This is a genomic window from Mycolicibacterium novocastrense (assembly GCF_001499835.1).
GTDB classification, from domain to species: domain Bacteria; phylum Actinomycetota; class Actinomycetes; order Mycobacteriales; family Mycobacteriaceae; genus Mycobacterium; species Mycobacterium novocastrense.
The window spans coordinates 110,228-134,626 of the sequence record NZ_LQIH01000009.1 but is presented as its reverse complement, the minus strand read 5'-3'; the positions used below and the strand labels follow the sequence as shown (position 1 = coordinate 134,626).

The following is a 24,399-nucleotide window of genomic DNA, read 5'->3' as shown; positions in this document are numbered from 1 at the left end:
AACCACACCCCCGGGCCCGGGGGTGTGGTTTGCGGGGGGACGTAGTCCGGGCGCATCCAGTCCTCGCTGTAGGTGACTTCGTTTGGTCGGGCCCAGGCGCCGACGAAGGGATTCACACCCAACGGGGGGAAGTTGAGCTGACGGTTTTTGACGATCGGCGCCAAGTATTGGACACACAATTTCGCAGACTGCTCGGCATTGAGGCGGGATGCGGCTTGGATCGCGCCGCAGATGAAGGTGATCGGATCGCTGAAATTGTTGACCGCCAGGGCACCGCTGAGCGTGCCCTGGGCGGGCTGGTACATGTTGACGAGGTTGGCAAACGCGGTCGGCGCGGAGTGCAACAGCTGCTTGATGTCACCGATGCTGTCGGTCAGCGCCTGGCTCACCGAGGCGAGCTTGTCCGAGGTGGTGCCGATTGTGTCGCGGTTCTCGCCGACAAAGGAAGTCACTCCGCCCAGAACAGCATTCAGGTCGGAGACGGCGTTGCCGAGTTCGTCCGGGTCGTTGGCCATCAGGACAGTTACCGAGGCAAGGTTGTCGTTGAGTTGGCGCATCAGTGTGGTGCTGTCCTGCAGTGCCGACACCAGCGTGGACAGGTTCTTGACGGTGCTGAAGGTGTCGTCGCTGTGGTCCCCGAGGGCCGAAAGCGCTTGGGAGAGTTTGATGATGGTGTCGCGGATGGCGGGTCCTTGTCCGCGCAGATTGTCGGCGGTGGTGTTGACCAGCGCGCCCAGAGTGCTCACTCCGCCGGGCTGGGTGGGTTGCAGCGCGGCGGTGAGGCGCTTTAGCTGGTCGCGGACGTCGTCCCACTCCACGGGGACCGCGGTGCGGTCTTGCGGGATGACCGCGTTGTCGGGCAGGGCCGGCCCGTCGCGGTATGGGGGTGTCAACTGGATAGCGCGGGCGGTGACAAGTGTGGGTGAGAGGATCACAGCTTTGGCGTCGGCGGGCACCTTAAAGGCGTCGTCGACCCAGAAAGTGACCTTGGCTCGGGTTGGTTGGGGTTCGATGGCTTCGATGCGGCCTACGTTCACACCGCGGATACGGACGTCGTCGCCGACGAACAGCCCGTTGGTGTTCTGGAAGAACGCCACGATGTGGGTACGGGTGGTCTGTCGCGTCGTGTTGATCACCAGGTAGACCCCGCCGACGAGGGAAGCGACCAAAGCTAAAGCCAAGGCGATACGGGCGTTGCGCGATGTCATCCGCGAGGTCATCGTTGACCACCGCCTGCGGTGCCCGCGTGCCCCACTTCACCGGGTGCGGGCAGGAAGATCGAGCTGGGTGTCGGCTCGGGAATGTGCTGCTGGCCGGGCGGCGCCACGGCGGGCGGGCCCGGTGGCGGACCGCCCGGCGGCGGCGCCGGCAGCGGTTCGCGGTAGGGGTAGCAGCCTGTAGGACCGGGCAGCGGCAGACCGGGCGGGCCGCACCCCTGATCGCCCGGGTTACCGGTGATGGCGTCGGGCAGTGTCAAATTCGGCTCGCCACCTTGTCCGGTGCGCGGATAAGGCACCGGCAGTGCAGGCGTGCCCGGCTGACCAATTTGCGGATCGTGGCGCTCTGATGGTGCCAGCACGTTGGGGTCCAAACCGAGGTCGGAGAAGGCGGCGTCGACGAAGGGCTGCACGAACTGGCCGGGAAGCAAATTGGCTATGTAGGCCTTGAAGAACGGTCCGCCCGACACGGATTCACCCAGTGCGAGTATCACGTTGTTGAGTCCTTTGAGTGACTCCTGCACCTCTGCTTTGCGGTTATCGACGATCGCAAGGACCCCGTTGAGCTTGTCGAGCGCCGGCTTCAGGGTGTCTCGTTGCTCGTCGATGAGGCCCCGGATTTGCTGAGCCATCGCCGAGAGGTTGCCCGAAATCTCGTCTAGCGCAGCAGATTGGGTGCGGAGCTCGGTCAGCAGGGCGTTGGTGTCGTGGATCAGCCCCGCGATCTGATCGCTACGCTCAGCCAGTACGGTGGTGGCCTTGCGAGCGTTGGCCAGCAGGCCGCGTAATTGCTCATCGCGGGTGCTGAGGGTTTGGGAGAAGCGGGCTACCCCGTCGACAGCGGCTTTGAGGTCCGGTGGGGTGTCGCGCAGCGTTTCGCTCAACGTCTGCAGCGATTCCGACAGCTGGTCGGTGTTGAGGCCACTGATGGTCGCGGTGAGATCGCCGACGGCGTCAGGCAATTGGTATGGAGAAGTCGTGCGTTCGATGGGAATCACGTCCGCCAATCGCCCGTCACCGCGGGGTGTGACGGCCAAGATCTTGTTGCCGAGCAGACCGATCGTTTTGATGGCAGCCTCCGTGCGCGGGCCAAGACGAATGTCGTCGGCCACCGTGAATTCGACCAATACGCCCTGGGGTTTTAGGCTGATGCTCTTCACCAGTCCAGCACGTAGACCCGACACTTGCACCGGGCCTCCGGTGGTCAGCCCGCCCGCATCCTCGAAATACGCCGAATAGGTTGTGTCGGAGGAGATCAACGGAAGCTTGGTGAAGTTGAAGCCGCCCACCACGATGACGATGAGCGCAGTCACGCCGATGGTTCCGATAATGATCGGGTTGCGTTCCCGGAATGGTTTCATCGGGGGGTGCACCTGCCCGTGTCCTGGCCCGCCACCTTGACGTACACCGGTTGGCCGCCTTTGCCGTTCAGCTTCAACACCAGGTCGCACATATAGAAGCTGAAGAAGTCGCCGTTGAGCGCTTGTCTGCCCAGGATCCGGTAGGCCTCGGGCAGGGTTTTCAGCAGATCGTCGACATAGTCATGATCGGCAACAACGAGTCCCGCAGTGCGGTCGGTCTCCTGGACCACCCTCTGTAGCGGCGGCCGCACTTGCCTGAGCAGATCCGCGATTGTGGCAGCACCCTCATTGGCATAGGCCAGACCGGTGCTCAGGTCATGCTTGCGTGCCTCCAAGCCCTGGACCAATTCCGAAAGTGAGTCGACCGCCTTGCCGAACTGGTCGCTGTGGTCGCCCAGCGACCCGAGCACGGTGTTGAGATTGACGATGACTTGCCCGATCAATTCATCACGGTCGGCCAATGTGTTGGTCAGAGCCGCCGTCTGGGACAGGATCGACCCGATGGTCGCGCCCTGGCCTTGAAACGCCGAGATGAGCTGACCCGACAGCGCGTTGACTTGATCGGGGTCCAGGGCACGGAAAAGCGGGCGGAACCCCCCGATCAGCGCATCCAGATCCAGAGCGGGGGCGGTCCGATCCAACGGGATCGTCTCGCCAGGGGCCAGGGTCTTGGTGCCACCGGCACCTTCTTCCAGCGCCAGATACCGACCGCCGATAAGGTTGTCGTACCGAATGACCGCCCGGCTGCCCTCGGTCAATACCACGGAGTCGTCGGCATTGAATTCGACCAGCGCGCTCGAGTCATCTCTGATCGTGATGTCTTTGACCTTGCCTACCTCGACGCCGGCGATACGGACGAAGTTGCCGCTCTCCAGGCCTGTCACCGTAGTGAAGAGCGCCTTGTAGGTCCTTTCTTCCTGAAAGCGCAGCTGCGCGAAAATCGCGATCAAGCCGAACGCGCCGAGCGCACACACGACAACGAAGATCCCCAGACGTAACAGAAGCCCAGATAGATTACGTCGCAAGGTAGTTCACCTCTTCCAAGTCGTACTGGTGGTGGCTGTGGGGCATGCCGCGCGGTCACGGTGACGACGGCGTAACCGGGGGTGGGGGTCCCGCCGACGCGGAGGTCGGTGGCTGCGGGACCCCCGGGTATAGCGGGCTGCCGTCGGGCCCATACAGCGGGGCACCGTATGGGGGGGCACCTGGGTATGGAATGGGTCCGGGGGCCGGGCCACCCGGGTAGCGGATGCTGGGCGGCTCGGGCACTGCCCGAGTGACGGGGAAGTAGTTGGCCCATCCGGGGAATCCGATGCCTGGGTTGGGGCGCACATCCATGCCGGTGCCGAACCCGCTGTTGGTGACCAGGTAGCGCACCGGCCAGTTATCCCTCACGTCGGGCAGCGAACCGCAGCCTGGCTTGCCGCCGGGTCCGCCCTTGGCAGCGTTGATAGGCAGATTGTCCGGGTAGCGGTACGGGTCGTCGCCCAACAACACCGCCGCATCCATAATGATCGACTTGCCGTTGCGGCCGGCGGCGTAGTCGGTCAGAGTTTCCAGCGCGTTGTTGCCGCCCAAAATCAGACAGCCCAGTTGCGGGTTGTACTTCATCAGCAGGCTGGTCGTCGGCTCCAGGAGGTTGACTCCCTTGACGAGGTTGTCCTTGCTCGGGCCCAACACGCTGATGCCGCTTTGGGATAAGCCCACGACACCCAGGAGCAACGCGTCGAGCTGCTTGGCCTGGTTCGTGACGGTCACACTGGTTGTGGCCGACGCCGACAGGATATCGAGCATGTCGTGGGCGGCAGCACCGTAGGTGTCGCTGACGGCTCGCAGAGCGCGCCAGTCCTCGCGAATCGTGTCCGTGCGTGAATTGAGCGCCAGCAGAACCTCATTGGCGGCGCTTGTGGCTTGCCCGATGCGTTCGCCCTGGCCTCGCAGCCCCTCCGCGAGGGCGGACAGCACGGCGTTGAGTTTTGCTGGGTCGATCTGCTTGATGAGATCGACGAGGTTCTCGAACACGGTGTTGACCTCGACAGCGACATTGGATGACTTCAGTACCGTTCCTGCCGATAACCGTTGCGAGCTCGGGTCACTCGGGTAGACCAGATCCACGAACTTGCCGCCGAACACTGTGGTGGCGTCGATACGTGCCTCGACATTGGCCGGTATGTAGGGGATTTGATCGGGATCGATCTCGAGCTGGATGCTCACCGAATCGGTGCCCCCGGAAACCGTGGCGACACGGCCCACCTGCACGCCGCGCATCTTCACCTTGGCGTTGGGCTCCATTACCAGCCCCGATCGCTCGGAGGTGAGCGTCACCGGCACCGACGGCGTGAAAGACCGGTTGAACACACCCAGACACACCGCCATCGCGGCGACGACCGCAACCACCGAGATGGTTGCCAACCACCCCGAGGAGATCCGGGGCTTTCCCCAATGGCCCGACATTGGCGCTACCCCGAGAAGCTGAAGAGTCCGGTCTGGCCGTAGAGGGCCAGAGAAATGAAGAGGACCAACACCGCAGTGGCCACAAGCGAGGTACGAGTTGCTCGCCCGACCGCCTCGCCCACACCCGCTGGTCCGCCGGTCGCGTGGTAGCCGTAGTAGGTGTGGACGAGCATGATCATCACCGCAGCCGCGACGGTGACGATGAACGAACGAATCACATCGCCAGGCACCAGAAAGGTGTTGAAGTAGTGGTCGTACACCCCGCGAGACTGGCCGTAGATTGCGGTCGTTCCGTATCGGGCGGCGGTGTAGGCCATGATCAACGCGACGCTGTAGAGCGGCAGGACGATGACCACGCCAGCCAACACTCGCGTCGACGCGAGGTATGCGATTGACCGGATACCCATCACCTCCAGCGCGTCGATCTCCTCGCTGATGCGCATCGCGCCGAGCTGGGCGGTCGCACCGCCACCGATGGTGGCCGCCATGGCAATCGCCGCGGTGTTAGGCGTGATCAGACGGGTGTTGAGAAAGGCTGAGGCGAAACCGACCAAAGCCTCGACGCCAACCTGCGAAAACTGGTTGTAGCCTTGTGCGGCGATGACACCGCCCGTGGACATGGTCAAGAAGGCGACCACCGCGACCGTGCCGCCGACGACGGCCAGCGCACCCGCTCCCAGACTCATTGAGGCGACCTGTCGCAACAACTCAGCTTTGTAGTGCACGACGACATCGGCCACCGAGATCAGGGTCTTGCCGTAGAACCTGGTCTGCTCACCGATTTGGCGCCAACCTAACTGCAGTCTGCCCAGCGTGCGTACGGTGCGGGGAAATCGTTGTCCAGCAACAACTGTCAGACTCATGTGATCTCAAATCCGACGGCGGTGATCACTAGGTTGATGATGAACAGCAACACAAATGAGAACACCACCGTTTCGTTGACCGCGTTGCCGACTCCGGCCGGTCCCCCGCCGACTGTGATGCCTTGATAGCAGGCGACCAGGCCGGCGGTGATTCCGAACAGGGTGGCTTTGATCATGGCGATCACGACGTCGCTGAGTCCGGTGATGAACGTCATGCCGGCCACGAACGCCCCCGGGGTGACGTGTTGGAAGTACACCGAGAAGAAGAAACCTCCGGCGAGACCTGTCAGCGTGACCAACGACGACAGCAACAGTGCCACCACCGTGGCTGCCAGCACTCGCGGCACCAGCAGTGCTTGAACCGGGTCGATACCCATGACGCGGAGCGCATGAATCTCTTCACGGATCGTGCGTGCTCCCAGGTCGGCGCACATCGCCGCGGCGCCGGCGCTGGCAACCACCAGGACTGTCACGAAGGGTCCGATTTGGTTGACCGCACCCACTGCCGCGCCGCTGCCGGAGAAGTCGGCGGCGCCGATGTCGACGAGCAATACATTGATCGTGAACACCGACAGCACCACATAGGGAATCGACAGCATCAGGGTCGGAATCAACGACACCCTGGCGACGAACCATGTCTGTTCGAGGAATTCGCGCCACGCGAACGGAGGGCGGAACATTGTGATGAGCACGTCGAGGCAGAAAGCGATGAACCCGCCGATATTGCGCACGGGGGCCAACACGGCGACACCGGGTTTGGCGGTCGTCATCGTGGGTGCCGTGCGGTGATCGAGAAGCCGAACCGGTGCGTGGGCTGTTGTGACATGGCGGGCCGGATTCAGGTGCGGACCGGCGTGTGGTCGCCGGCGAGGTCGAGGGCGATATCAACGATCATGTCTTCCTGGCCACCGACCAGACCACGGCGGCCAACTTCCAGCAGCAGGGTGCGGGCGTCTACGCCGTAACGTTGAGCGGCGATTTCGGCGTGACGCAAAAACGACGAGTAGACACCAGCGTAGCCCAACGTCAACGTTTCCCGGTCGACCTGGACCGGCCGATCACGCAGCGGACGGACTAGATCATCTGCAGCGTCCTGCAGTGCGAAGACATCGCAATTGTGTTGCCAACCAAGCAGATCGGCTACCGCGATGAAAGCTTCAATGGGGCAGTTACCCGCTCCGGCCCCCTGGCCTGCCAGGGATGCGTCCACGCGGGTCACCCCTGCCTCGACAGCAACCACACTGTTTGCCACCGACAAAGAGAGGTTTTCGTGGGCATGCACCCCGATCTGGGTGGTGGGGTCCAACACACCGCGGTAAGCCCAGATCCGTTCCCGCATATCGCTCATGGTGAGCCGGCCACCGGAATCAGTGACGTATACGCAGTTCGCGCCATACGATTCCATTTTCTTTGCCTGTTGAGCCAGCTGCGCCGGGGGCGCCATATGGCTCATCATCAAGAAACCTGATACATCCATGCCCAGCTCGCGCGCAGTGGCGATGTGTTGAGCCGAGATGTCGGCTTCGGTGCAGTGCGTGGCGACTCGCACCGATCGCACACCTACGTCATAGGCGCGCCGCAGGTCGGTGATCGTGCCGATACCCGGAAGCAGCAGACTGGTCAGCACGGCGCGGCCGATGTTGCTGGCCGCGGCCTCAATCCACTGCCAGTCGGTGTGACTGCCCGGACCGTAATTCACCGACCCCCCGGCCAGACCGTCACCGTGGGCCACCTCGATCGCGTCCACCCCGGCGGCATCAAGAGCCGCCGCAATGCGCCCGACATCACCCGGATCGATGCGGTGGCGGATCGCGTGCATACCGTCACGCAGGGTGACGTCTTGAATGTAGAGCTGTGTGCTCATCGGCTACCTGTTCCCGCCGACGAATCCGCCTCGACAGCGGATGACGTTCTGCCAGCGATGGATTCAGCAACGCGCAACGCCGCCGAGGTCATGATGTCGAGATTCCCGGCGTATGCGGGCAGGTAGTGGGCAGCGCCTTCGACCTCCAAGAACACCGACACCCGCGTGGTGATGGAGCGAGCCCCGTGGGGCATCAAGGTGTGTACCGGCTCGGCGGCCTCAACCGGAGTGAACTGCACCTCGTGTTTGAGCCTATAACCCGGTACATATTGGGCGACACGCTCGACCATCTCGGCGACCGATGCGCGTATAGCGTCATGGTCTGCATCGCCGATCAGGCAGAACACGGTGTCGCGCATGATCATTGGCGGATCCGCTGGGTTCAGGATGATGATCGCCTTACCCCGCTCCGCCCCTCCCACTGACTCGATCGCATGGGCGGTGGTCTCGGTGAATTCATCGATATTGGCCCGCGTGCCCGGCCCCGCCGACTTCGACGCGATGGAGGCAACGATCTCCCCGTAATGCACCGGCGTCACGGCCGACACCGCCGCCACAATCGGAATCGTCGCCTGCCCGCCACAGGTCACCATGTTCAGGTTCTTCATTCCAGCATCGAGGTGCTCGCCTAGATTCACCGGCGGCACCACGAACGGCCCGATTGCCGCAGGAGTCAGGTCGATCAACGTCTTCCCATACCGCTCCAGCTTGTCGGCGTTGACGAGATGGGCCTTGGCCGACGTGGCGTCAAGCACAATATCGATCTGGTCGAAGTTCGCCATCCCAATGAGCCCGTCGACGCCATCAGAGGTGGTAGGGATGTTGAGCCGCTTGGCTCGGGCCAAACCCTCGGAATCGGGGTCGATACCCACCATCGCGCCTATCTCGAGGCTGTCGGACAGACGCAACACCTTGATCATCAGATCGGTGCCGATATTGCCCGAACCGAGAATCGCGACTTTGGTTCTACCCACGACAGCCCTCCCCGGAAAAGGTCGCCGACACCGACCCCAAGGGCCCAAGGTCCGCGTGGACGCGAACGCCCGGTGATACAGGCACCATCGGACCCAACGCTCCAGACAAAATGATCTGTCCAGCCGTAAGCGGGTCACCAAACTCTCGCGCCGTACGCGCCAGCCACGTCAACGCCGCCAACGGATCACCCAAACACGCCCCACCAGACCCTTCCGACACCAGCACATCATCGGCGTACATGCGCATCACGACCTCGGCCGGGACAAACTCCTCGAGCGTGACTTCCTTATCGGACAGAACGAACAAGCCGCTCGACGCGTTATCCGCCACGGTGTCAGTAATACCGATGTCCCAGTTGGCAATCCGACTATCCACAATCTCCAACGCTGCCAACCCGTAATCAACCGCCGCCCGAACCTGGGCGTCACCAAGATCCCCGTCGACCAAATCCTTTTTGAGTACAAACGCGATCTCAGCCTCGACCTTCGGCTGCAACAACCGACCCGGCGGCACCACCAACGCACCACTGACATCCATATCGGCGAACAGCACACCAAGGTCAGGCTGGTCAACCCCAAGTTGTTGCTGTACTGCAGGCGAGGTGAGACCGATCTTGCGACCCACAACTATCCCACCAGCAGCCAGCCGGCGCCGCACGAACTCCCGCTGCACCGCATAAGCCACCGAAATGTCCTCAGCACCAATCAAACCGCGAACTGGCTCCGCCGGACAACGACTTCGACTCGCGCGAAAAATCCGATCAGCTGCCTCAATGACCACCCGTTCATCGACTCCAGCGACGCTCACCGCCAGCACCCCATACGAAACATCACGCAAGCAGCAAGCATGAACCCGCACTCGGACAGGCGGCCGTTGTGTTTAGCGTCGACAAGCGTTCTGCCAGCCGCTTGAGTAACAAGCAAGTTGGCCTCCAATCATTCTCACTGATAATGGCTTTCGTCGGACCTATCGATATGGTCACGACCTGGCGCGTCGACACGCTCAGCGCCCAGGGTCCTTCGCGGCAGCCGCTGCCAGCTGCGACGGCCGCTCTCAGTACTCGCTTCGCAGGCACTTAAGCCGTACACGACCCGGCGACGCACGCAGACCAACCATCGAAACATCAACGCTGGCGCATACCTCCTTCATGAACGTCGGCCCGCTGAACTATCGGTATGTACGCGATGCTGGTGTTACATTCACAAGATGCGATGCTGATGTTACATTCACATTTGCTGAATGAGCAAGGCCTCATCGCGTGAACCTGCTATTAGGTCTGCGACGGGCACCTACCGCCGATAGTTCTCAGGAAGGATTTCAGCGATCTACGGCCCGGGGCAGGCCGCTCCGATGCGGACAGACAACCACTACAGGCGAGGAACGGATTTAAAAGTGTTTTTGGGAACGCACGCCGCCCACGCACCTGATCGACCCGCAATCATCATGGCCGGCAGTTCTCGCGTGCTGACCTACGGGGAGCTGGATGACAGTTCGAAGCGCCTCGCCTCCTCACTGCATCACTTGGGACTTCGGCGAGGCGATGTAATAGCGCTACTGACCGACAACGCGCCGGAAGCCTTTGAGGTCTATTGGGCAGCCATCCGTTCAGGTTTGTACATCACTCTGGTCAACCGTCATCTAGCGCCCGAGGAGATTGCCTACATACTGCATGACAGCGAAGCCAAGATCCTGTTCGCGTCTGCCGGTGTAGCGGAGCTGGCGCAGCACCTGGTCGGGTTGATTCCCGACGTGTGGCAGTGCTACTCGTTCGGTGGATCTGTCACGGGCTTTCTTCCCTATGACCACCTGCTGGCGCTGACCACCACGCCGTTGCCCGATCAACCGTGCGGTGCGGAGCTGCTGTATTCGTCGGGAACCACGGGCCGGCCCAAAGGCATCAAGCCGCCTCTGCCCACCCGCCAGGTGGACGAACCCGGTGACTCATTGGTTGAGCTGTTGCAACAGGTACTACACGTGACCAGCGACGATGTCTATCTGTCGCCGGCCCCGGTCTATCATGCCGCGCCACTGAAGTGGTGCGCCGTCATGCACGCAATAGGGGGGTGCGTCGTGATGATGGAGCGGTTTGACGCCGAAGTGGCCCTTGAGGCTATTCAGCGGTACGAGGTCTCGATCACTCAAATGGTTCCCACCATGTTTGTTCGACTCCTGCAACTGCCGGAAGCGGTCCGCGAGAGGTACGACACGTCGTCACTGCGGCTGGTCGTGCACGCCGGCGCGCCGTGCCCGCCCGATGTCAAAGAGGCGATGATCGACTGGTGGGGTCCGATTCTGCTGGAGTACTACGGAGCCACCGAACGGCACGGGATGACCATGATCAACACCCAGCAGTGGCAGTCCAAGCGCGGGTCAGTCGGCCAATCCGTACAGGGTGTGCTCCACATCTGCGACGACGCGGGCGGTGAATTACCCCAAGGTCAAACGGGAATAATCTACTTCGAACAGGATTCCCCAGCATTCATCTACCACAACGATCCCGAAAAAACTGCGGCCGCGCGCCACCCCGATCATGAAACATGGTCCACGGTAGGAGATATCGGCTACGTCGACAGTGACGGCTTTCTATTCATCACTGACCGCAAAGCCTTCACGATCATCTCCGGCGGAGTGAACATCTACCCCCAGGAAATCGAGAACGTTCTAGCGCTGCACCCGCAGATCTTGGACGTTGCAGTTATCGGGGTGCCCGACAGTGAGATGGGCCAGCAGGTCAAAGCAGTGGTACAGCTACGCAAAGGTACGGAGCCAAGCGATGACCTCGGCAGCGAGATCATCAGCTACGTGCGAGACCGGCTGGCTCACTTCAAGGCACCGCGCACGGTGGAATTCGTTGAAGAGTTACCCCGCCTTGAAACGGGCAAGCTAGCAAAAGGTCAACTGATTGAACGGTTTTCGGTGGCACAGTGACAGGCTTCCACGGGCAGCGCTACCTCGTGACTGGGGCAGCATCGGGCATCGGCCAAGCGGTGGCCGAGATCCTCCTCGCCGCCGGAGCGGAAGTTGTCAGCTTGGACCGCAATTATCCATCGGCTGCCGTCAGCCGCCATGTCAACGTGGACCTGGCCGACCGCGGGAGTATCGACACCGCGCTGGCGCAACTAAAGGGTCCCTTCGACGGATTGATGAACATTGCGGGCATCCCCGGCACCGCCCCCGCCGACCAGGTGTTTGCAGTCAACACCTTGGCGATTCGACACCTAGTCGAGTGCTCTCTCGACCTTCTGAACTCACTGGCCTCGGTGACAGTCGTTTCGTCGGCGGCCGGATATCGCTGGCAAGATCGGCTGCCTGTGATTCGGGACCTGCTGGCCACCAGAACCTTCGAGGAGGGAGCGGCGTGGTTCCGAGACCACCCGCCGCAGGGAAGTGCCTACACCTTCTCGAAGGAAGCCATCACCGCATACGCCATGTCGATGGGGCTGGTGCTGGGTGCTTCGGGGCTGCGAATCAACGCGGTGCTACCCGGACCGGTGCAAACTCCTATTCTGACGGACTTCGAGAAGACCATGGGTAAGCAGAATCTCGACCGCGCAAAGGTCAAGGTCGGCAGACACGCACGACCCGAGGAGATCGCCCATGTGGTTGTGTTTCTAGCCTCAGATGCAGCGCGCTGGATCAACGGCCAGTCATTGATCGTCGATGGTGGGCTTTTGGGTGCGGTACTGACAGGTGCTGGTCCGGCTCCCCAAATTTGAGAGGCGGCAGAATATTTCGCAAATCCGCGACGGCGGCGCCAATCCCGACTCGGCGCACGCCAGAATGCAAATAGCTGACCTGCGTCGCGCGACCTGCGATGGTCGTACCCGAGGTCTGCAATGGCGCCTTGATCAACTTCGCGGCATTGAACGACTGCTAAGTGACAGCGGATCGGATATCGCCGCAGCTCTAGCCGATGACCTCGGCCGCTCATCGATAGCGGCACACGCGGGCGACGTTGCACCGACCCTTGGCGAGGCGCGTTACGCCCGAACGTATCTGAAGCGTTGGATGCGCCCGCGCCACATACGGTTACCACGGGCTCATCAGCCCGGGCGCTCCTGGGTTCAGTACGAGCCATTGGGCGTAGTGCTGATTATCGGCGCCTGGAACTTCCCGATCTACTTGAGCATCGGCCCCTTGGTGGGTGCCGTCGCGGCAGGCAACGCAGCGGTAATCAAACCATCAGAGCTCGCGCCTGCGACGTCAGCACTGCTGGCACGTGTTGTTCCGGAATACCTCGACCCCGATGCCATCCGCGTGGTCGAAGGAGACGGACAAACCACGCAAGATCTGCTGGCGCAGTCGTTCGACCACGCGGTATTCACCGGCGGTACCGAGATCGGCAAGAAGGTGATGGCGGGCGCGGCCGCCACACTTACCCCGGTGACGCTTGAACTCGGTGGTAAGAGCCCAGTTATCGTTGCCGCCGACGCCGATTTGGATGTCGCTGCGCGACGCATCGCTTCGATGAAGCTGCTCAATTCCGGGCAGATGTGCATCGCACCGGACTATGTCTTGGCTGAATCAACAATTATCGATGACTTGGTGGCAAGGATCGTGGCCAACGTCGCCGAATTCTGCTCTGCGGCGCCAGACCCATTGATGCCGATTGTCAACGAGCGCCAATTTGACCGGCTGGTTTCTCTGATCGATAGCACTAGCGGGCAGGTGGTGCTCGGCGGCGAATCGGACCGCTCGCGGCTGCGTATTCATCCAACGGTCATTGTCGGCCCCTCCGCGACCGACGCAGTCATGGCCGACGAAATCTTCGGTCCGATTCTCCCGATCGTGCCCATGGATTCGGTTGACAACGCGGTGGATTTCGTCAACTCCCAGCCGAAGCCTCTGGCGCTGTATGTATTCACAGCATCTGAGCGACTGGGCCGCTCGGTTATCGACCGCGCGCAGTCGGGCGGAGCGGTGATCAATGACATTGCTGTGCACTGTCTCGCCCCGCAACTGCCGTTCGGTGGTGTCGGGGCAAGCGGTATCGGCGCTTACCACGGGCGTTGGGGTTTCGAGGCGCTTAGCCATCGTCGCGCTGTCCTGGCCAGGCCGGCCGCTTCAGGTTGAGGAGAGGTGGCCCCGCGATCACCGGTTGCTGTGAACCCGTTGATATCTCAGAACAAAGGATGGTTCGACAATAGATAGTTCGTCATCTCGCCTGGAGCGAGTAGTTGTTCGTCGAAGGCTGAAGTCGCTTCGCGATTGCGCCGGTTGAATTGGCGTTGGCGACGCATGCTGTCCGGCCCTACTTAGCGATACATTTGACGGCTGTCTGACAATCAAATTCTGTGTGCATTGAGATGGCGATCGATCCGAATTCTGTTGTTCCCGAGCTATACTGGGCCAATGCGTATATACCTGGGTGCCGATCGCGCGGGTTTGAAAGTCGAGAACCGAGTCACTGCACATCTGGGTGCGCGCGGCTACGAGGTTGTCCATTGTGGCGCCGATCCGTCAGATGAAATCGACGACTACCCAGCGTTTTGTATCGACACCGCGCTGCAGACTGCGAATGATCTCGGCAGCTTAGGAATATTACTGGGCGACAACGGAAACGATGAGCAGATCGCTGCAAACAAGGCAGTCGGCGCAAGGTGCGCTCTCGCGTGGAACCCCGAAACCGCCCGGCTGGCACGCGCCCGTCTCGACGCACAGTTGATCGGTATCGGCGTCCAGATGCACACGACGGAGGAGGTGTTGGCAATCGTCGACGCTTTCATCACAACGCCGTGGTCAGTGGAAGAGCATTACTTCCACCGTATCCACCTTATTCGCCAGTACGACTATGCGCGAATGGCTCTGCGGCCGAACAGCTTTGCGGCCGCTGTGCACGCAGAGGAAGGAGCCCAATAGGTGCAGAGCACGATGCAGGATGTCGCGCTGACCGTCGGCTTATTGGCCGAGCATGCATTCACCGTGCACGGCAACAGCCGCGTGCGATCGCGTATGTCCGACGGGACGATGAGGTCCGTGACGTTCGCAGCCGTCGGGCGGCGCTCCGCACAACTAGCCCATGCGCTTCGCGCGACAGCCGGAATCAATGGCGACGAGCGCGTCGGCACGTTCATGTGGAATAACCAGGAACACGTCGAAGCCTATTGCGCGGTACCGGCCATGGGTGCGGTGTTGCACACTCTCAACATCCGGCTCACGGCGGAACAAATCGCTTACGTCGCGAACCATGCCGAGGACCAAGTCGTCGTCGTGGACGGGTCGCTCGTTGAGGTGTTCGCGCCCGTGGTGCCCCAGTTGTCGACGGTCCACACGCTTATCGTCACCGGCCAACCCGACCTGTCACCGTTAGAAGGTCACGGCAGGCGGGTCGAGCGCTACGACGAATTCATTGCCGGCCAGCCTGAGACGTTCCCGTGGGCGACGGTCGATGAACGTTCAGCCGCTGCCATGTGCTACACCTCGGGCACTACCGGGAACCCGAAAGGCGTTGCCTACTCCCATCGATCGACGTTTCTGCACGCCACGGCGGTCTGTGCACCTGGCGTTTTCGATATTGGCCCGCATGACACCGTGCTCGCGGTTGTCCCGATGTTCCACGCAAATGCGTGGGGTTTTATCTATGCCGCACTACTCGCTGGCGCGGATCTTCTTCTCCCCGACCAGTTTCTGCAGGCCCAACCGTTGGTGGAGTTGATCCAACGCGAAAGGCCGACCGTATCGGGCGGTGTGCCTACCGTTTGGAACGATGTGCTGCGCTATCTCGAGGCGCACCCAGAAGCCGACGTGTCATCGCTACGGCTGGTGGCGTGCGGCGGGTCCGCGGTGTCTCGGGAGTTACTTGAAGGATTCGAGCGCGATCATGGCATCTGCATGGTGCAGGCCTGGGGAATGACCGAGACCTCCCCGCTGGCGGCGATCGCCCGCCCCGCTGCGGGCGACCCGGACCACTGGGACATGCGTGTCACGCAGGGCACACCGCTGTGGGGCATCGAAGCGCGAATCGTCGACGACAACGGCAATTCGGTCCCGCACGATGGAGCCTCAGTAGGAGAGTTACAGGTGCGCGGCCCGTGGGTCACGGGGAGTTACTACGGCTCGGATGATGGCGCGAGCTTTCATGACGGATGGCTTGCTACCGGCGACGTCGGAACTATCAATGGGCGGGGCTACATCTCACTCACCGATCGCGCCAAGGACCTCATCAAATCGGGCGGCGAGTGGATCTCCTCGGTCGAGCTCGAGTTGGCGATCGCGGCCCATCCGGCGGTGCTCGAGGCCGCCGTCATCGCCATTCCGGACGACCGATGGCAAGAACGCCCCCTGGCGGCCGTCGTGATGAAGCCGACGATGTCCGTGTCGACCGACGAGTTGCGCGACTTCTTGAGCGACAAGGTAGCCAAATGGTGGATCCCGGAGTCGTGGTCTTTCATCGACCAGGTCCCCCGGACGTCGGTCGGGAAATTCGACAAGAAGCTGCTCCGCGCGAACTTCGCCAAGGGTGATCTGACCATCGCTTCTGTTTGATCACGCAGGCAGGAAACATTGATCTAACACGGCATCATCTGGTGCCGTGCCCGGATGCGCGTGCCATTCCGACAGTTCTGTTGCTGTGCAATAAATTTCGTCACAGGTACTCAGTGTCTACTGAGACGACATAGTGTCGTCTCAAGCGCAGGAATGGAGCCTGTGCAGTGGACCACGAAGTCATCGTCAGCGCCATCAGTCCGCCAAGGCCTGCAAGCCCCTAGACATCAAGCGCACCTTTACCAAACCGTAGCGACCCCGAACGAACGGTAAGGCCGAACGCTTCATCCCGTTCCTGTATGCGCGAGTGGGCCTACGGCCTTGTTTGGGCCAACAGCCATGAACGCACTGCGTGGTTGCCAACACTACTGAGCTATTACCAACGCCCGAAGACTTCACTTGGCCTTGGGCGATAAGCCTGCCCCATCCAGGCTCGGCGGGAACAACCTATTGCAACTCAACAACTGGAGCCGCAGGAAACGACGCGCGGCGGCCTCGATCGCAACTTGTCTTGCGCGTGAGAAGCTAGATTCTTACTGCAAGCCCCCAGCCTTCCCTAGAGGACCACATAGACTTAGATCTAAGCCTATTGCAACGTTCATGCCTCGTGGCTAATCTTATTCCTAGAAAGACGAATCCGAACTGCATGCTGCGTGGGCCCACTTTTACAAAGAAGGATGACGACGAGATGTTGAGCAAGGAGAACAACGAACTCTTGTGTCGGGTGGGTCCTGGCACGCCCATGGGAAATGTCTTTCGGCGCTTCTGGAATCCGATCGTGATGGCCAAGGAATTGCCGGAGGCGGACGGCACTCCTTTGCGGGTGCGCATCCTTGGCGAAAACCTCGTGCTATTTCGTGACAGTTCCGGCCAGCTTGGCCTGTTAGACGAACTCTGTCTTCACAGGCGGACATCCCTGGCTTTGGGCCGCGTGGAGGAGATGGGCATTCGTTGCCTGTATCACGGCTGGAAGTTCTCGACCGACGGCAAGCTGATGGAGGTTCCCAATTGCAAAGATCCACGCATACAGGAGCGCCTGCGCACTCGCGCCTATCCCGTGCGTGAGGCCGGGGGGTTGGCATGGGCGTACATGGGGCCGCCGCAGCTTGAGCCGCCGCTTCCGAACTGGCGCTTCATGCAGATCCCGCCCGAGAACGTCCTTGTCTCCAAACAGGACACCGGTTCGAACTACATGCAGGTCTACGAAGGCGGCGCCGATAGCTCACACGTCGGGATCCTGCACACGAATGCCGCGCGGCCAGGCTGGATCAAAGGCAAAGCGATTGAGGGCGCGAATTCGCCTTCTGGTGCGCTGCTTGCATCCGACGATCTAGCGCCTGACTTAGAGCTGGAGGACACCGAGTTCGGGTTTCACTACGCAGCACTGCGAGAGATGCCGTCAGAGGACGGCGAGCCGAAAAAGAACATCCGCATCATGCCCCTGATCATGCCAAGCACCCGCATCATTCCCTCGACGACGATGCAGTTCGTCGTATTCGAGGTGCCCATCGACGACGTGAACACGCGCAGCTTGCACGTTGCTTATCGTCTCGACGGGGAGGCCTTCGACAAGAGCGGCTACGACCGCCCGCGTGGACGTGACAACCCCGAACTGCTCGATCCGGTGACCTTTCGTTACCTGGGCAGCTGGGAGAACCGGTTCGGCCAAGACCGTGACGCTATGAAGCAAGACTGGACTGGAATTCGCGGTGTCATCATGGAAGACATAGCGATAACGATGTCGCCCGGGCCGCTCATCGAGCGTCACGAAGAACACCTCGTGCCCGCGGATGCCGCGGTGGTGCGCGCGCGTAAGCAACTGCTCGACTCGGCACAGCTAGTTCAAGACGGACAAGATCCGATCGGCCTCTGCGCCGACTTGTCCGCAGTGATTGCGTGTGACGAAACCATTTCGGTGGGGCGGCGGTGGCAGGAGCTTGCTCCAGGACACAAGGCAAGAAGCAACTGATAAGCACGATCAGGCACGCGCAGTGTTCACCAATGACTGCCGTGCCGCGGTCGATTGCCCAACGACTTAGCGAGCCGTCCCGTCCTCGACGAGTGCGGCAATATCGCGACTGCCGAAGACCCGCCAGCACTATCGGCTTGTCCTCGGAGGTGATCTCCTTGCTGGCGGCGACCGTTTCTTCGACGCGGCTTCCGTCATTGCGGCACATCAGTTTTGAACGTATGGCCTCCAACGTCCCTGTCTTGTTCACCGCGTCGAAGTGCACACGCGGACGGCATGTTCGAAGCATGCATAGTCCCCCACCGTCGCGACGCGCAGGCCTAGAACGTCAACAGCGGAACGGTTTTCCCACGAGCAGCCACGAGTTGGGTAGCAGCGTTTGCAGATATCACGCCGACAGGATGCGCCATCCAGGCTTCGCCGTTACGCGAGCCCCGTCTCGGCACGCACCTTGGATTTGCCGGTAATCGGCGGTGGTGGGAGCCGCGACTCGCCCTTGTCGAGAACGAAGGTGTGTTCAAGGCTGTACCACGGCCCATCGGCACTACCGTCGGGTGCAGGCTCCCTTTCGTGCAGGACGTAATGGCCGAGTAACGCACGCGTGGCGCCGAATTGGGCATCCGACTCGATGTGCGGATCGTCGCTACTGTAGACCTCCGACGCCTGCGTCTTGTAACCGTCCTTATAAATCAATGCGTGCAGGTGCGCAGGACGCATCGGGTGGCGTCCCTGCGCCCGGAGCAGATCAGCCGCCACTGACGCCAGGGGGATAGGGTACCCAACTGGTTTTACCGAACGGTAGCTGAAGATGCCGTTTTTGTCCGTGAGGAAACATCCGCGCAAGTTCCAATCCGCCTGGTCGGGGTCTTGGTTTTCATAAAGGCCGATGGGTGAGGCGTGCCAAACATCGATGTTCGCCCCCTCGACGGGGCGCCCCTCCTGATCCACGACCTTGCCGGTGAAATACAACGGGACTCCGGGCGTGGGCGAACGAACGATTGAGTCGCCGTTGCGCGTGAACGGCGCGTTGGGGCGCCAGAACGGACCAAGAAGATTCGCCGTGGTCTCGCCGCCCTCGCCATTGTTCAAGAGACACACCAGAGCTGAGAGGCCAAGGGTGCCGGCGATCAACCGAGTTTCGTTGTGGCTCTCCGTTGTTCGTTGGCCAAGGGAAGTGACGATCTGGATTGCCTTGTCGAATTCGGCCTCGGTCATGCGCACTTCGCGCACGAACCCGTGAAGATGCCGGATCAGGGCCTGGAAGATCTCCTTCATTCGTGGGTCCTTCGTCCTTGCGGATTCGGACAGCACGACCTCGGTAAGTTGAACTTCATTTTCGATGATCATTTGGCTTCTTAGAGTCGAGGATTTTTCCAAACCGATATGGCCGCTGGCCTCCGGCACTTTGTTGGTGAGGCCGCAGGGTTGCCAACAAGATATCTCTCCAGGAAGATGAAATCAATACGCGGGTTGGGGTGTTCGTCTGTAAGTGACGCGCGCTCTGTCTGACACATACCGCATCGAATTGAGCCAAGTGAACCTGGCGCGCCAGCCCCCAGGAGAGCACCCACCCTCAATCTCACGGGTCGCTCTCCCTCGCGACTCGTCCGCTTCTTTTCGATGTTTTTGGACGGCGCTATCGCGCCATCAAGCACGGCTTCGATCCCTCACCATCGCGGCGAGGTGCGCGCCATATCGCGTCTTCACGGCTCAGAGGTCAAGCACCAGCCTTGCCGAGCGACAACCGGAGCAGCAAATCATCATCCGGTCGTTTGCAGCGCGTTCGGCCTTGGAAAGCACGGAGTCTCGATGATCTGGTTCACCGGCCAGGACCTTGACCTCGCAAGAACCGCATATTCCCTCCATGCACGAATAATCTAGGCTTAAGCCAGCATCCAAAAGTGCATCCAGAATCGAAGTTCCGGCGGCGATCGGAAATTCTTGATGCGACCTAGCGAGCTCCACGACAAATTCGCCCTCAGTCGCGGCCTCTTCTTTTGCCGTGAAGTACTCAACGTGAACCTGCTCTGACGGCAGCTTCGCTGTCGCCGTCTCGAAGGCAGAAAGCATCGGCTTGGGACCGCAGCAATAGAAGTGAGTACCAGGAGGGGCCGAGTCTACGGCTTGAGCCAAGTCAAGAAACGCACCGCTCTGTTCGGCATCAACGTGCATGTAGACACTTCTGCCCTGGTGCGACAGAGCCTCGAAGTCGGCGAGATAGGCCATGGTGGCCCTATCGCGACCCGCATAGTAGAGCGTCCAGGGGCGGCCCACCTGTTCCAGCCGGAGAACCATAGACCGCAAGGGAGTTATTCCGATGCCGCCGGCGATGAGCACGCTGTGTGGGGCTTGCTCGTCGAGCTCGAAATTATTGCGCGGGCCGCGTGCTCGCAGAGTCTGTCCCACCCGCACCTGCTCATGCATGAAGACAGAACCACCACGGCTGGCTGCGTCCCTCTGCACGGCGATGACGTAGCGATGCGTCTCGGAAGGGCAGTTGGCGAGCGAGTAGCTCCTTGCGAGGTGGTTCGAGAGTTCAAACTCCAGGTGTGCGCCTGCCGTGAATGGCGGAAGCGCCACTCCACCCGGCGCTCTTAGCTCAAACGAAACGATGTTATCGGCCTCCAGCCGGATGGCCTGGACCTTAAGATCAACTGGCTGCATATAAACCGTTCTTAGCTTCTGACGAATTTCATTATTTCCTCACCCACATCGTTCTGTGGTGAGCCGAGACTCATGGCAGTCGACACATGATTGTGGGAACGGAAGTAGGCGAACGCGGGACTCCGGCCGCTCGCAGCTGCCACCCGTTCGGCCAGTGCGTACGTGCGGGCAGCTAACATGCCGGGATCCAACTCCGCGATGCTTAACCAGAGGGGAAAGTCCGTCTTCACAGCATGGGTAAACGGCGACCGAGCCTCATACAGGGCCTCGTCAGCCCCGAAGTAGGCCTGCAGGTGAGGCGGCAGCGGGCCGACCGCGCGGTAATAGCCGCTCATGAGCATCGCACCTGCCAGACGACCCAAAGGGACCTGTCTGCTATCGGCGTCGAAAAGCCAGCTTGCGACATGGCTCGCCCCCGCAGACTGCCCGAGCACAAAGAGGGGCACTCTTCCGTCGGAAACACCGTCAATAGTCTTGCGAACCCAGCCGATGACGTCCCGGACGTCATGGGCGCCACTCGGCCAGCCGAATTCGGGTGCACGACGGTAGTTCGGGACCACCGCCGTCACCCCCTGGCGCGCGAAGAAACGCCCCACGTTCACATAGAAGGTGCCATCTTCGTTCTTGTCTCCACCGATGAACCCGCCGCCATGAACGAACACCAGGACGGCCTCCGGCTTACCTGCCGGACGGTAAAGGTCCAGCACATGCCGCTCATGGGGCCCGTATGCGATGTTGCACCGCTCGCGCGCGGGAGACATATCGAGGTGGGGTCGATAGATGTCTCGCGTCGCGATCAGAACGTCGTCGTCGAACTTGGCGCCGATCCGGCGGACTTGAGTCTGGATTTGCGGGACTACGTCTGAATCGAAGTCAGACATAGCGTCAAGGTACCTTTGCGGGCTCGAAGCGGATCAGATCGCGCCAGTCCGCGTCAACATCCAGACGCGCAACGATTGGTGCGATGTCGCTGGCGCTACGCCCCTCCTCATAGGAGGGCGGAGAGCCGCCAGCCACGACAGACCTGGCCGCATTCAGAAGGAGTCGCCGCATGCGGACAACGGCCAAGTCTGCGGGCACCAGCGACTCCTGTCGGTCGGAAATCGGTGCCATCGAACCCGTCATCGCCGCATCCTCCGCGAAGAAGGGCGGGAGCCCGGAATAGGAATCCCCGCGACGCATCGCTTCCCGGTCTTGTTGCCAGTTGTTCTCGCGGCAGGCCCCTCCGGGCCGCCCGAAGCTGCGGCGGCTAAAGCCCCATCGGTCGGCGACGTCCTGCGCCGTACCTGCTGCCAAGTCGATCTGATCGCGGTGTTCCTTGTCATTCAGGGGCAGCTCCGGGTCCCATTGAATGTTGTAAAAGTAGCTGCGCTCGTCATCCATCGGCACGACCATCAACGCGACACGTCCCCTATCGAACGGGACGTAGACAGTGAAGGGAGCGATGAACGCGGTGATGCGGATATCGTTTCCCGGTTCTCCGTCTTCGACCGTTTGCCGTATCGCGGCGCTATACAGGCCGAACGAGGTGTCTTCGACGTCGACGCTAGGGGCTCGCGCAGTTGTCATTTTGCGGAAGCTGTCGGACTTGCCGAAATGCTCTCCCGTCCGCGGCGGCGTCTTGCCTTTGGGAAGGGCATCTTGGTGCAGCACGCCCAAATGGGAGGAGTCGACCAAGCCCTCCATTACCACAACGAAATTTGATTGCGTCATGTTCAGGCGGGTATAGCGATTCCGATCCGGACTACTCATCCACGGGAGCTGTGGCAATGGTGGGCATGTTTCTTCCGGGCCCAGGTAAACCCAAATGACGCCCCCAGCCTCGCGCACTGGGTATGCGTTGGCCTTGTAGCGTGCCCGCACACTCTGGTCATCGCAGTTTGGCATCTCGAGGATGCCTCCCTCGACGGAAAACCGCCAGCCGTGATAGAGGCACTCGATGCCGCCACCGCCGACACGGCCTAATACCAGAGACGCGCCCCGGTGCGCGCAATACTCGTCCAGCAGCCCCACAACACCATCGCTGTTGCGGAACGCGACAAAGTCTTGGCCGACCAATGTAACCCGCACCGGGTCGCAGTCCGGCTCGGGCAAATCGGAAGAAAGTCCAGCCGGCAACCAATAGCGGCGGAGCAGCTGCCCCATGGGCGTCCCCGGACCGACTCGGGTGAGGTCCTGCTTGTCCTGTTGATTCATCTGAATCTCCTTTGAACGAAAGTCTTCAGCGGTTGACTGCAGTTTCTGCGTCCTCGGCCGGGAAGTGTTGCCGGTGCTCGGGCGTGATCTCCTGCCACGGGCGCGTGATATCCCAGTCCGTGTCGCAAGCACGCATCTGCGTCATGTCTTCATGCAGAACGGCCAGCGGAGGCTTTCCTTCCTCCACGAGGCGCAGTGAATCGAGCAACCGGCGGCGGAGGCGGGCCACGGCTGCATCGGCAGGCACCAGGTGCTCGAGCGTTCGGTCTAAGCGCGGGCCCATTGACAGGCTAATGATCGCGTCCTCCTGGCTTATGCCGTGGAATCCTGTCCAGCTTTCACGGCTCCGCATTGACTCGCGATCTTGAGCCAGGCGATCGTCCCAGCTCGCGATGAAGTTGTTGTTGCGGTAGAAGGCGTCCGACAACCCGGAGCGCTTGCGGCGTTCGGCCAAGTCCATCTTCATGTTCGGGCCGGCGTCGATCATGTACGTGCTCGTGTGCTCGTCGTCCTGCGGAACCTCGAAGACAAAGGTGGAGAAGTCCCGGAAAGGAATGATCCGGCCGTAGGGCAGGAAGATCGGGACCACCCGTACGTTTCGGCGCGTGCTGGTTTCGCCCGGCTCGCTGCGGATTCCCGCGTAATGAAAGCCGAAGCCGGTGTTCTCGATGTCTAGCTTCGGCGCGGTGTCGTTGAAAGCGGCTACCAGCAAGTCTTCAGCGACGCCGGCACCCTTCTTGCCGTTGCTCAATGCCCAGTCTGGACGGGCATAGTTGCTGTGCAGGAGGGTGACGTGCGAGGTGTCGGCCCCCCCTTCCCACAGCTGCAGGAAGTTGGCCGAAACGTTGATGCGCAGCACTATCCGGTTCGCGTCTGGCACGTCCTCAAAGGCAAACCGGCGAAACGGCGGTTGATGCTCCTTCGGACCGATGTACGTCCAGACCAGTCCCGCGCTTTCGACGACAGGGAAGGCCGGTGCCTTCATCCGCTGGGCGAACTTGGGATCCGGATGGTTTGGGGTCTCCATGATGGTGCCGTCCACCGCGAATTTCCAGCCGTGGTACAGGCAGCGGATGCCACCCTCTTCCACGCGGCCGATCGCCAGCGACGCACATCGATGCATGCAAAGTTCATGCAGCACGCCGACCTTCCCGGCCGTGTCGCGGAAGACGACGAAGTCGTCGCCAAGCAGCCTTGTGCGCAGCGGGTCGCAATCCGGTTCCGGCAGTTCCGCCGAAGTGCAGATGGGATGCCAGTAGCGACGCATCATCTCGCCCATAGGCGTGCCCTTACCGACACGTGTGAGCCGCTCGTTTTCCTCTTGCTTCATGTCGGGATCCTCAACGATCGA

Annotated in this window: 20 protein-coding genes and 1 pseudogene; 7 read left to right on the top strand and 14 right to left on the bottom strand. The window is 61.3% G+C overall.

Translation table 11 applies throughout. The features are described 5' to 3' along the window. The 9 genes from AU072_RS09180 to AU072_RS09140 form a co-directional block, all read right to left on the bottom strand. Nucleotides 1–1,208, bottom strand: a 1,208-nt coding sequence (locus tag AU072_RS09180) for an MCE family protein (RefSeq protein ID WP_064413502.1), incomplete at its 3' end; no start/stop codon positions are given. 8 nt (nt 1,209–1,216) lie between these two features. Further along, entirely contained in the window at nt 1,217–2,578 is a 1,362-nt protein-coding gene (locus tag AU072_RS09175; protein WP_064413501.1) for an MCE family protein, read from the bottom strand. Beyond that, entirely contained in the window at nt 2,575–3,603 is a 1,029-nt protein-coding gene (locus tag AU072_RS09170) for a virulence factor Mce family protein (protein WP_064413488.1), read from the bottom strand. The genes AU072_RS09175 and AU072_RS09170 overlap by 4 nt, the downstream gene beginning before the upstream one ends. A 55-nt stretch (nt 3,604–3,658) precedes the next feature. Then, nucleotides 3,659–5,032, bottom strand: coding sequence for an MCE family protein (locus AU072_RS09165; RefSeq protein ID WP_064413487.1), 1,374 nt, complete (start codon nt 5,030–5,032; stop codon nt 3,659–3,661). 5 nt (nt 5,033–5,037) lie between these two features. Continuing rightward, complete coding sequence (locus AU072_RS09160; protein WP_064413486.1) at nt 5,038–5,895, bottom strand: ABC transporter permease; 858 nt, start codon at nt 5,893–5,895, stop codon at nt 5,038–5,040. Continuing rightward, nucleotides 5,892–6,665, bottom strand: coding sequence for an MlaE family ABC transporter permease (locus AU072_RS09155; protein ID WP_064413485.1), 774 nt, complete (start codon nt 6,663–6,665; stop codon nt 5,892–5,894). Before AU072_RS09155 ends, AU072_RS09160 begins: the two co-directional genes overlap by 4 nt. 68 nt (nt 6,666–6,733) lie before the next feature. Next, complete coding sequence (gene dmpG / locus AU072_RS09150) at nt 6,734–7,759, bottom strand: 4-hydroxy-2-oxovalerate aldolase (protein ID WP_064413484.1); 1,026 nt, start codon at nt 7,757–7,759, stop codon at nt 6,734–6,736. Then, nucleotides 7,756–8,733 (bottom strand): acetaldehyde dehydrogenase (acetylating), encoded by a 978-nt coding sequence (locus tag AU072_RS09145; RefSeq protein ID WP_064413483.1) that lies wholly within the window; start codon nt 8,731–8,733, stop codon nt 7,756–7,758. The genes dmpG and AU072_RS09145 overlap by 4 nt, the downstream gene beginning before the upstream one ends. Next, nucleotides 8,726–9,514, bottom strand: a complete 789-nt coding sequence (locus AU072_RS09140) for a 2-keto-4-pentenoate hydratase (protein WP_407937594.1) — start codon at nt 9,512–9,514, stop codon at nt 8,726–8,728. Before AU072_RS09140 ends, AU072_RS09145 begins: the two co-directional genes overlap by 8 nt. A 612-nt stretch (nt 9,515–10,126) precedes the next feature. On the opposite strand from AU072_RS09140, the gene AU072_RS09135 reads away from it, so the two are divergent. From AU072_RS09135 to AU072_RS09110, 7 genes and pseudogenes are all read left to right on the top strand, one after another. Next, the gene (locus tag AU072_RS09135) at nt 10,127–11,662 is read left to right on the top strand and encodes an acyl-CoA synthetase (protein ID WP_174523761.1); all 1,536 of its coding nucleotides are present in this window, start codon (nt 10,127–10,129) and stop codon (nt 11,660–11,662) included. Further along, the gene (locus tag AU072_RS09130; protein WP_064413481.1) at nt 11,659–12,450 is read left to right on the top strand and encodes a coniferyl-alcohol dehydrogenase; all 792 of its coding nucleotides are present in this window, start codon (nt 11,659–11,661) and stop codon (nt 12,448–12,450) included. The genes AU072_RS09135 and AU072_RS09130 overlap by 4 nt, the downstream gene beginning before the upstream one ends. A 64-nt stretch (nt 12,451–12,514) precedes the next feature. Beyond that, nucleotides 12,515–13,807 carry an aldehyde dehydrogenase family protein gene (locus tag AU072_RS09125; RefSeq protein ID WP_064413499.1) on the top strand — a complete coding sequence of 431 codons (1,293 nt, stop codon included), beginning with the start codon at nt 12,515–12,517 and terminating at the stop codon, nt 13,805–13,807. Nucleotides 13,808–14,086: 279 nt separating this feature from the next. Beyond that, the gene (locus AU072_RS09120) at nt 14,087–14,593 is read left to right on the top strand and encodes an RpiB/LacA/LacB family sugar-phosphate isomerase (RefSeq protein ID WP_064413480.1); all 507 of its coding nucleotides are present in this window, start codon (nt 14,087–14,089) and stop codon (nt 14,591–14,593) included. A 12-nt stretch (nt 14,594–14,605) separates the two neighbouring features. Further along, the gene (locus AU072_RS09115; protein ID WP_174523760.1) at nt 14,606–16,219 is read left to right on the top strand and encodes a fatty acid--CoA ligase; all 1,614 of its coding nucleotides are present in this window, start codon (nt 14,606–14,608) and stop codon (nt 16,217–16,219) included. Between the two features lie 202 nt (nt 16,220–16,421). After that, nucleotides 16,422–16,684, top strand: a pseudogene (locus AU072_RS28560) (integrase core domain-containing protein); the annotation flags it as partial. Between the two features lie 223 nt (nt 16,685–16,907). Continuing rightward, a complete protein-coding gene (locus AU072_RS09110) occupies nt 16,908–18,188 on the top strand; it encodes a Rieske 2Fe-2S domain-containing protein (RefSeq protein WP_064413498.1) in 1,281 nt (426 codons plus the stop codon). Between the two features lie 423 nt (nt 18,189–18,611). Here the strand turns inward: AU072_RS09110 and AU072_RS09105 are convergent, their stop codons facing one another. The 5 genes from AU072_RS09105 to AU072_RS09085 all read right to left on the bottom strand — a co-directional run bounded on the left by AU072_RS09105 (nt 18,612) and on the right by AU072_RS09085 (nt 24,378). Beyond that, complete coding sequence (locus tag AU072_RS09105; RefSeq protein ID WP_064413478.1) at nt 18,612–19,535, bottom strand: dioxygenase family protein; 924 nt, start codon at nt 19,533–19,535, stop codon at nt 18,612–18,614. Nucleotides 19,536–19,898: 363 nt separating this feature from the next. Further along, on the bottom strand, nt 19,899–20,852 hold the full coding sequence (locus AU072_RS09100) for a PDR/VanB family oxidoreductase (protein ID WP_064413477.1): 954 nt from the start codon (nt 20,850–20,852) through the stop codon (nt 19,899–19,901). An 11-nt stretch (nt 20,853–20,863) separates the two neighbouring features. Continuing rightward, nucleotides 20,864–21,733: an alpha/beta hydrolase gene (locus AU072_RS09095; RefSeq protein WP_064413476.1), complete on the bottom strand. Its 870-nt coding sequence runs from the start codon at nt 21,731–21,733 to the stop codon at nt 20,864–20,866. A 4-nt stretch (nt 21,734–21,737) separates the two neighbouring features. Next, a complete protein-coding gene (locus AU072_RS09090) occupies nt 21,738–23,048 on the bottom strand; it encodes a Rieske 2Fe-2S domain-containing protein (RefSeq protein ID WP_064413475.1) in 1,311 nt (436 codons plus the stop codon). A gap of 25 nt (nt 23,049–23,073) precedes the next feature. Continuing rightward, the gene (locus AU072_RS09085; protein ID WP_064413474.1) at nt 23,074–24,378 is read right to left on the bottom strand and encodes a Rieske 2Fe-2S domain-containing protein; all 1,305 of its coding nucleotides are present in this window, start codon (nt 24,376–24,378) and stop codon (nt 23,074–23,076) included. Nucleotides 24,379–24,399: the final 21 nt, after the last annotated feature.

Bases quoted from the DNA above. Each gene is read 5' to 3' on its own strand.
- AU072_RS09100 (WP_064413477.1), bottom strand. From the start codon at position 20,852: ATGCAGCCAGTTGATCTTAAGGTCCAGGCCATCCGGCTGGAGGCCGAT.
- AU072_RS09095 (WP_064413476.1), bottom strand. From the start codon at position 21,733: ATGTCTGACTTCGATTCAGACGTAGTCCCGCAAATCCAGACTCAAGTC.
- AU072_RS09110 (WP_064413498.1), top strand. From the start codon at position 16,908: ATGTTGAGCAAGGAGAACAACGAACTCTTGTGTCGGGTGGGTCCTGGC.
- AU072_RS09120 (WP_064413480.1), top strand. From the start codon at position 14,087: ATGCGTATATACCTGGGTGCCGATCGCGCGGGTTTGAAAGTCGAGAAC.
- dmpG (WP_064413484.1), bottom strand. From the start codon at position 7,759: ATGAGCACACAGCTCTACATTCAAGACGTCACCCTGCGTGACGGTATG.
- AU072_RS09085 (WP_064413474.1), bottom strand. From the start codon at position 24,378: ATGAAGCAAGAGGAAAACGAGCGGCTCACACGTGTCGGTAAGGGCACG.
- AU072_RS09155 (WP_064413485.1), bottom strand. From the start codon at position 6,665: ATGACGACCGCCAAACCCGGTGTCGCCGTGTTGGCCCCCGTGCGCAAT.
- AU072_RS09125 (WP_064413499.1), top strand. From the start codon at position 12,515: ATGCAAATAGCTGACCTGCGTCGCGCGACCTGCGATGGTCGTACCCGA.
- AU072_RS09175 (WP_064413501.1), bottom strand. From the start codon at position 2,578: ATGAAACCATTCCGGGAACGCAACCCGATCATTATCGGAACCATCGGC.
- AU072_RS09090 (WP_064413475.1), bottom strand. From the start codon at position 23,048: ATGAATCAACAGGACAAGCAGGACCTCACCCGAGTCGGTCCGGGGACG.
- AU072_RS09105 (WP_064413478.1), bottom strand. From the start codon at position 19,535: ATGATCATCGAAAATGAAGTTCAACTTACCGAGGTCGTGCTGTCCGAA.
- AU072_RS09160 (WP_064413486.1), bottom strand. From the start codon at position 5,895: ATGAGTCTGACAGTTGTTGCTGGACAACGATTTCCCCGCACCGTACGC.
- AU072_RS09165 (WP_064413487.1), bottom strand. From the start codon at position 5,032: ATGTCGGGCCATTGGGGAAAGCCCCGGATCTCCTCGGGGTGGTTGGCA.
- AU072_RS09115 (WP_174523760.1), top strand. From the start codon at position 14,606: ATGCAGGATGTCGCGCTGACCGTCGGCTTATTGGCCGAGCATGCATTC.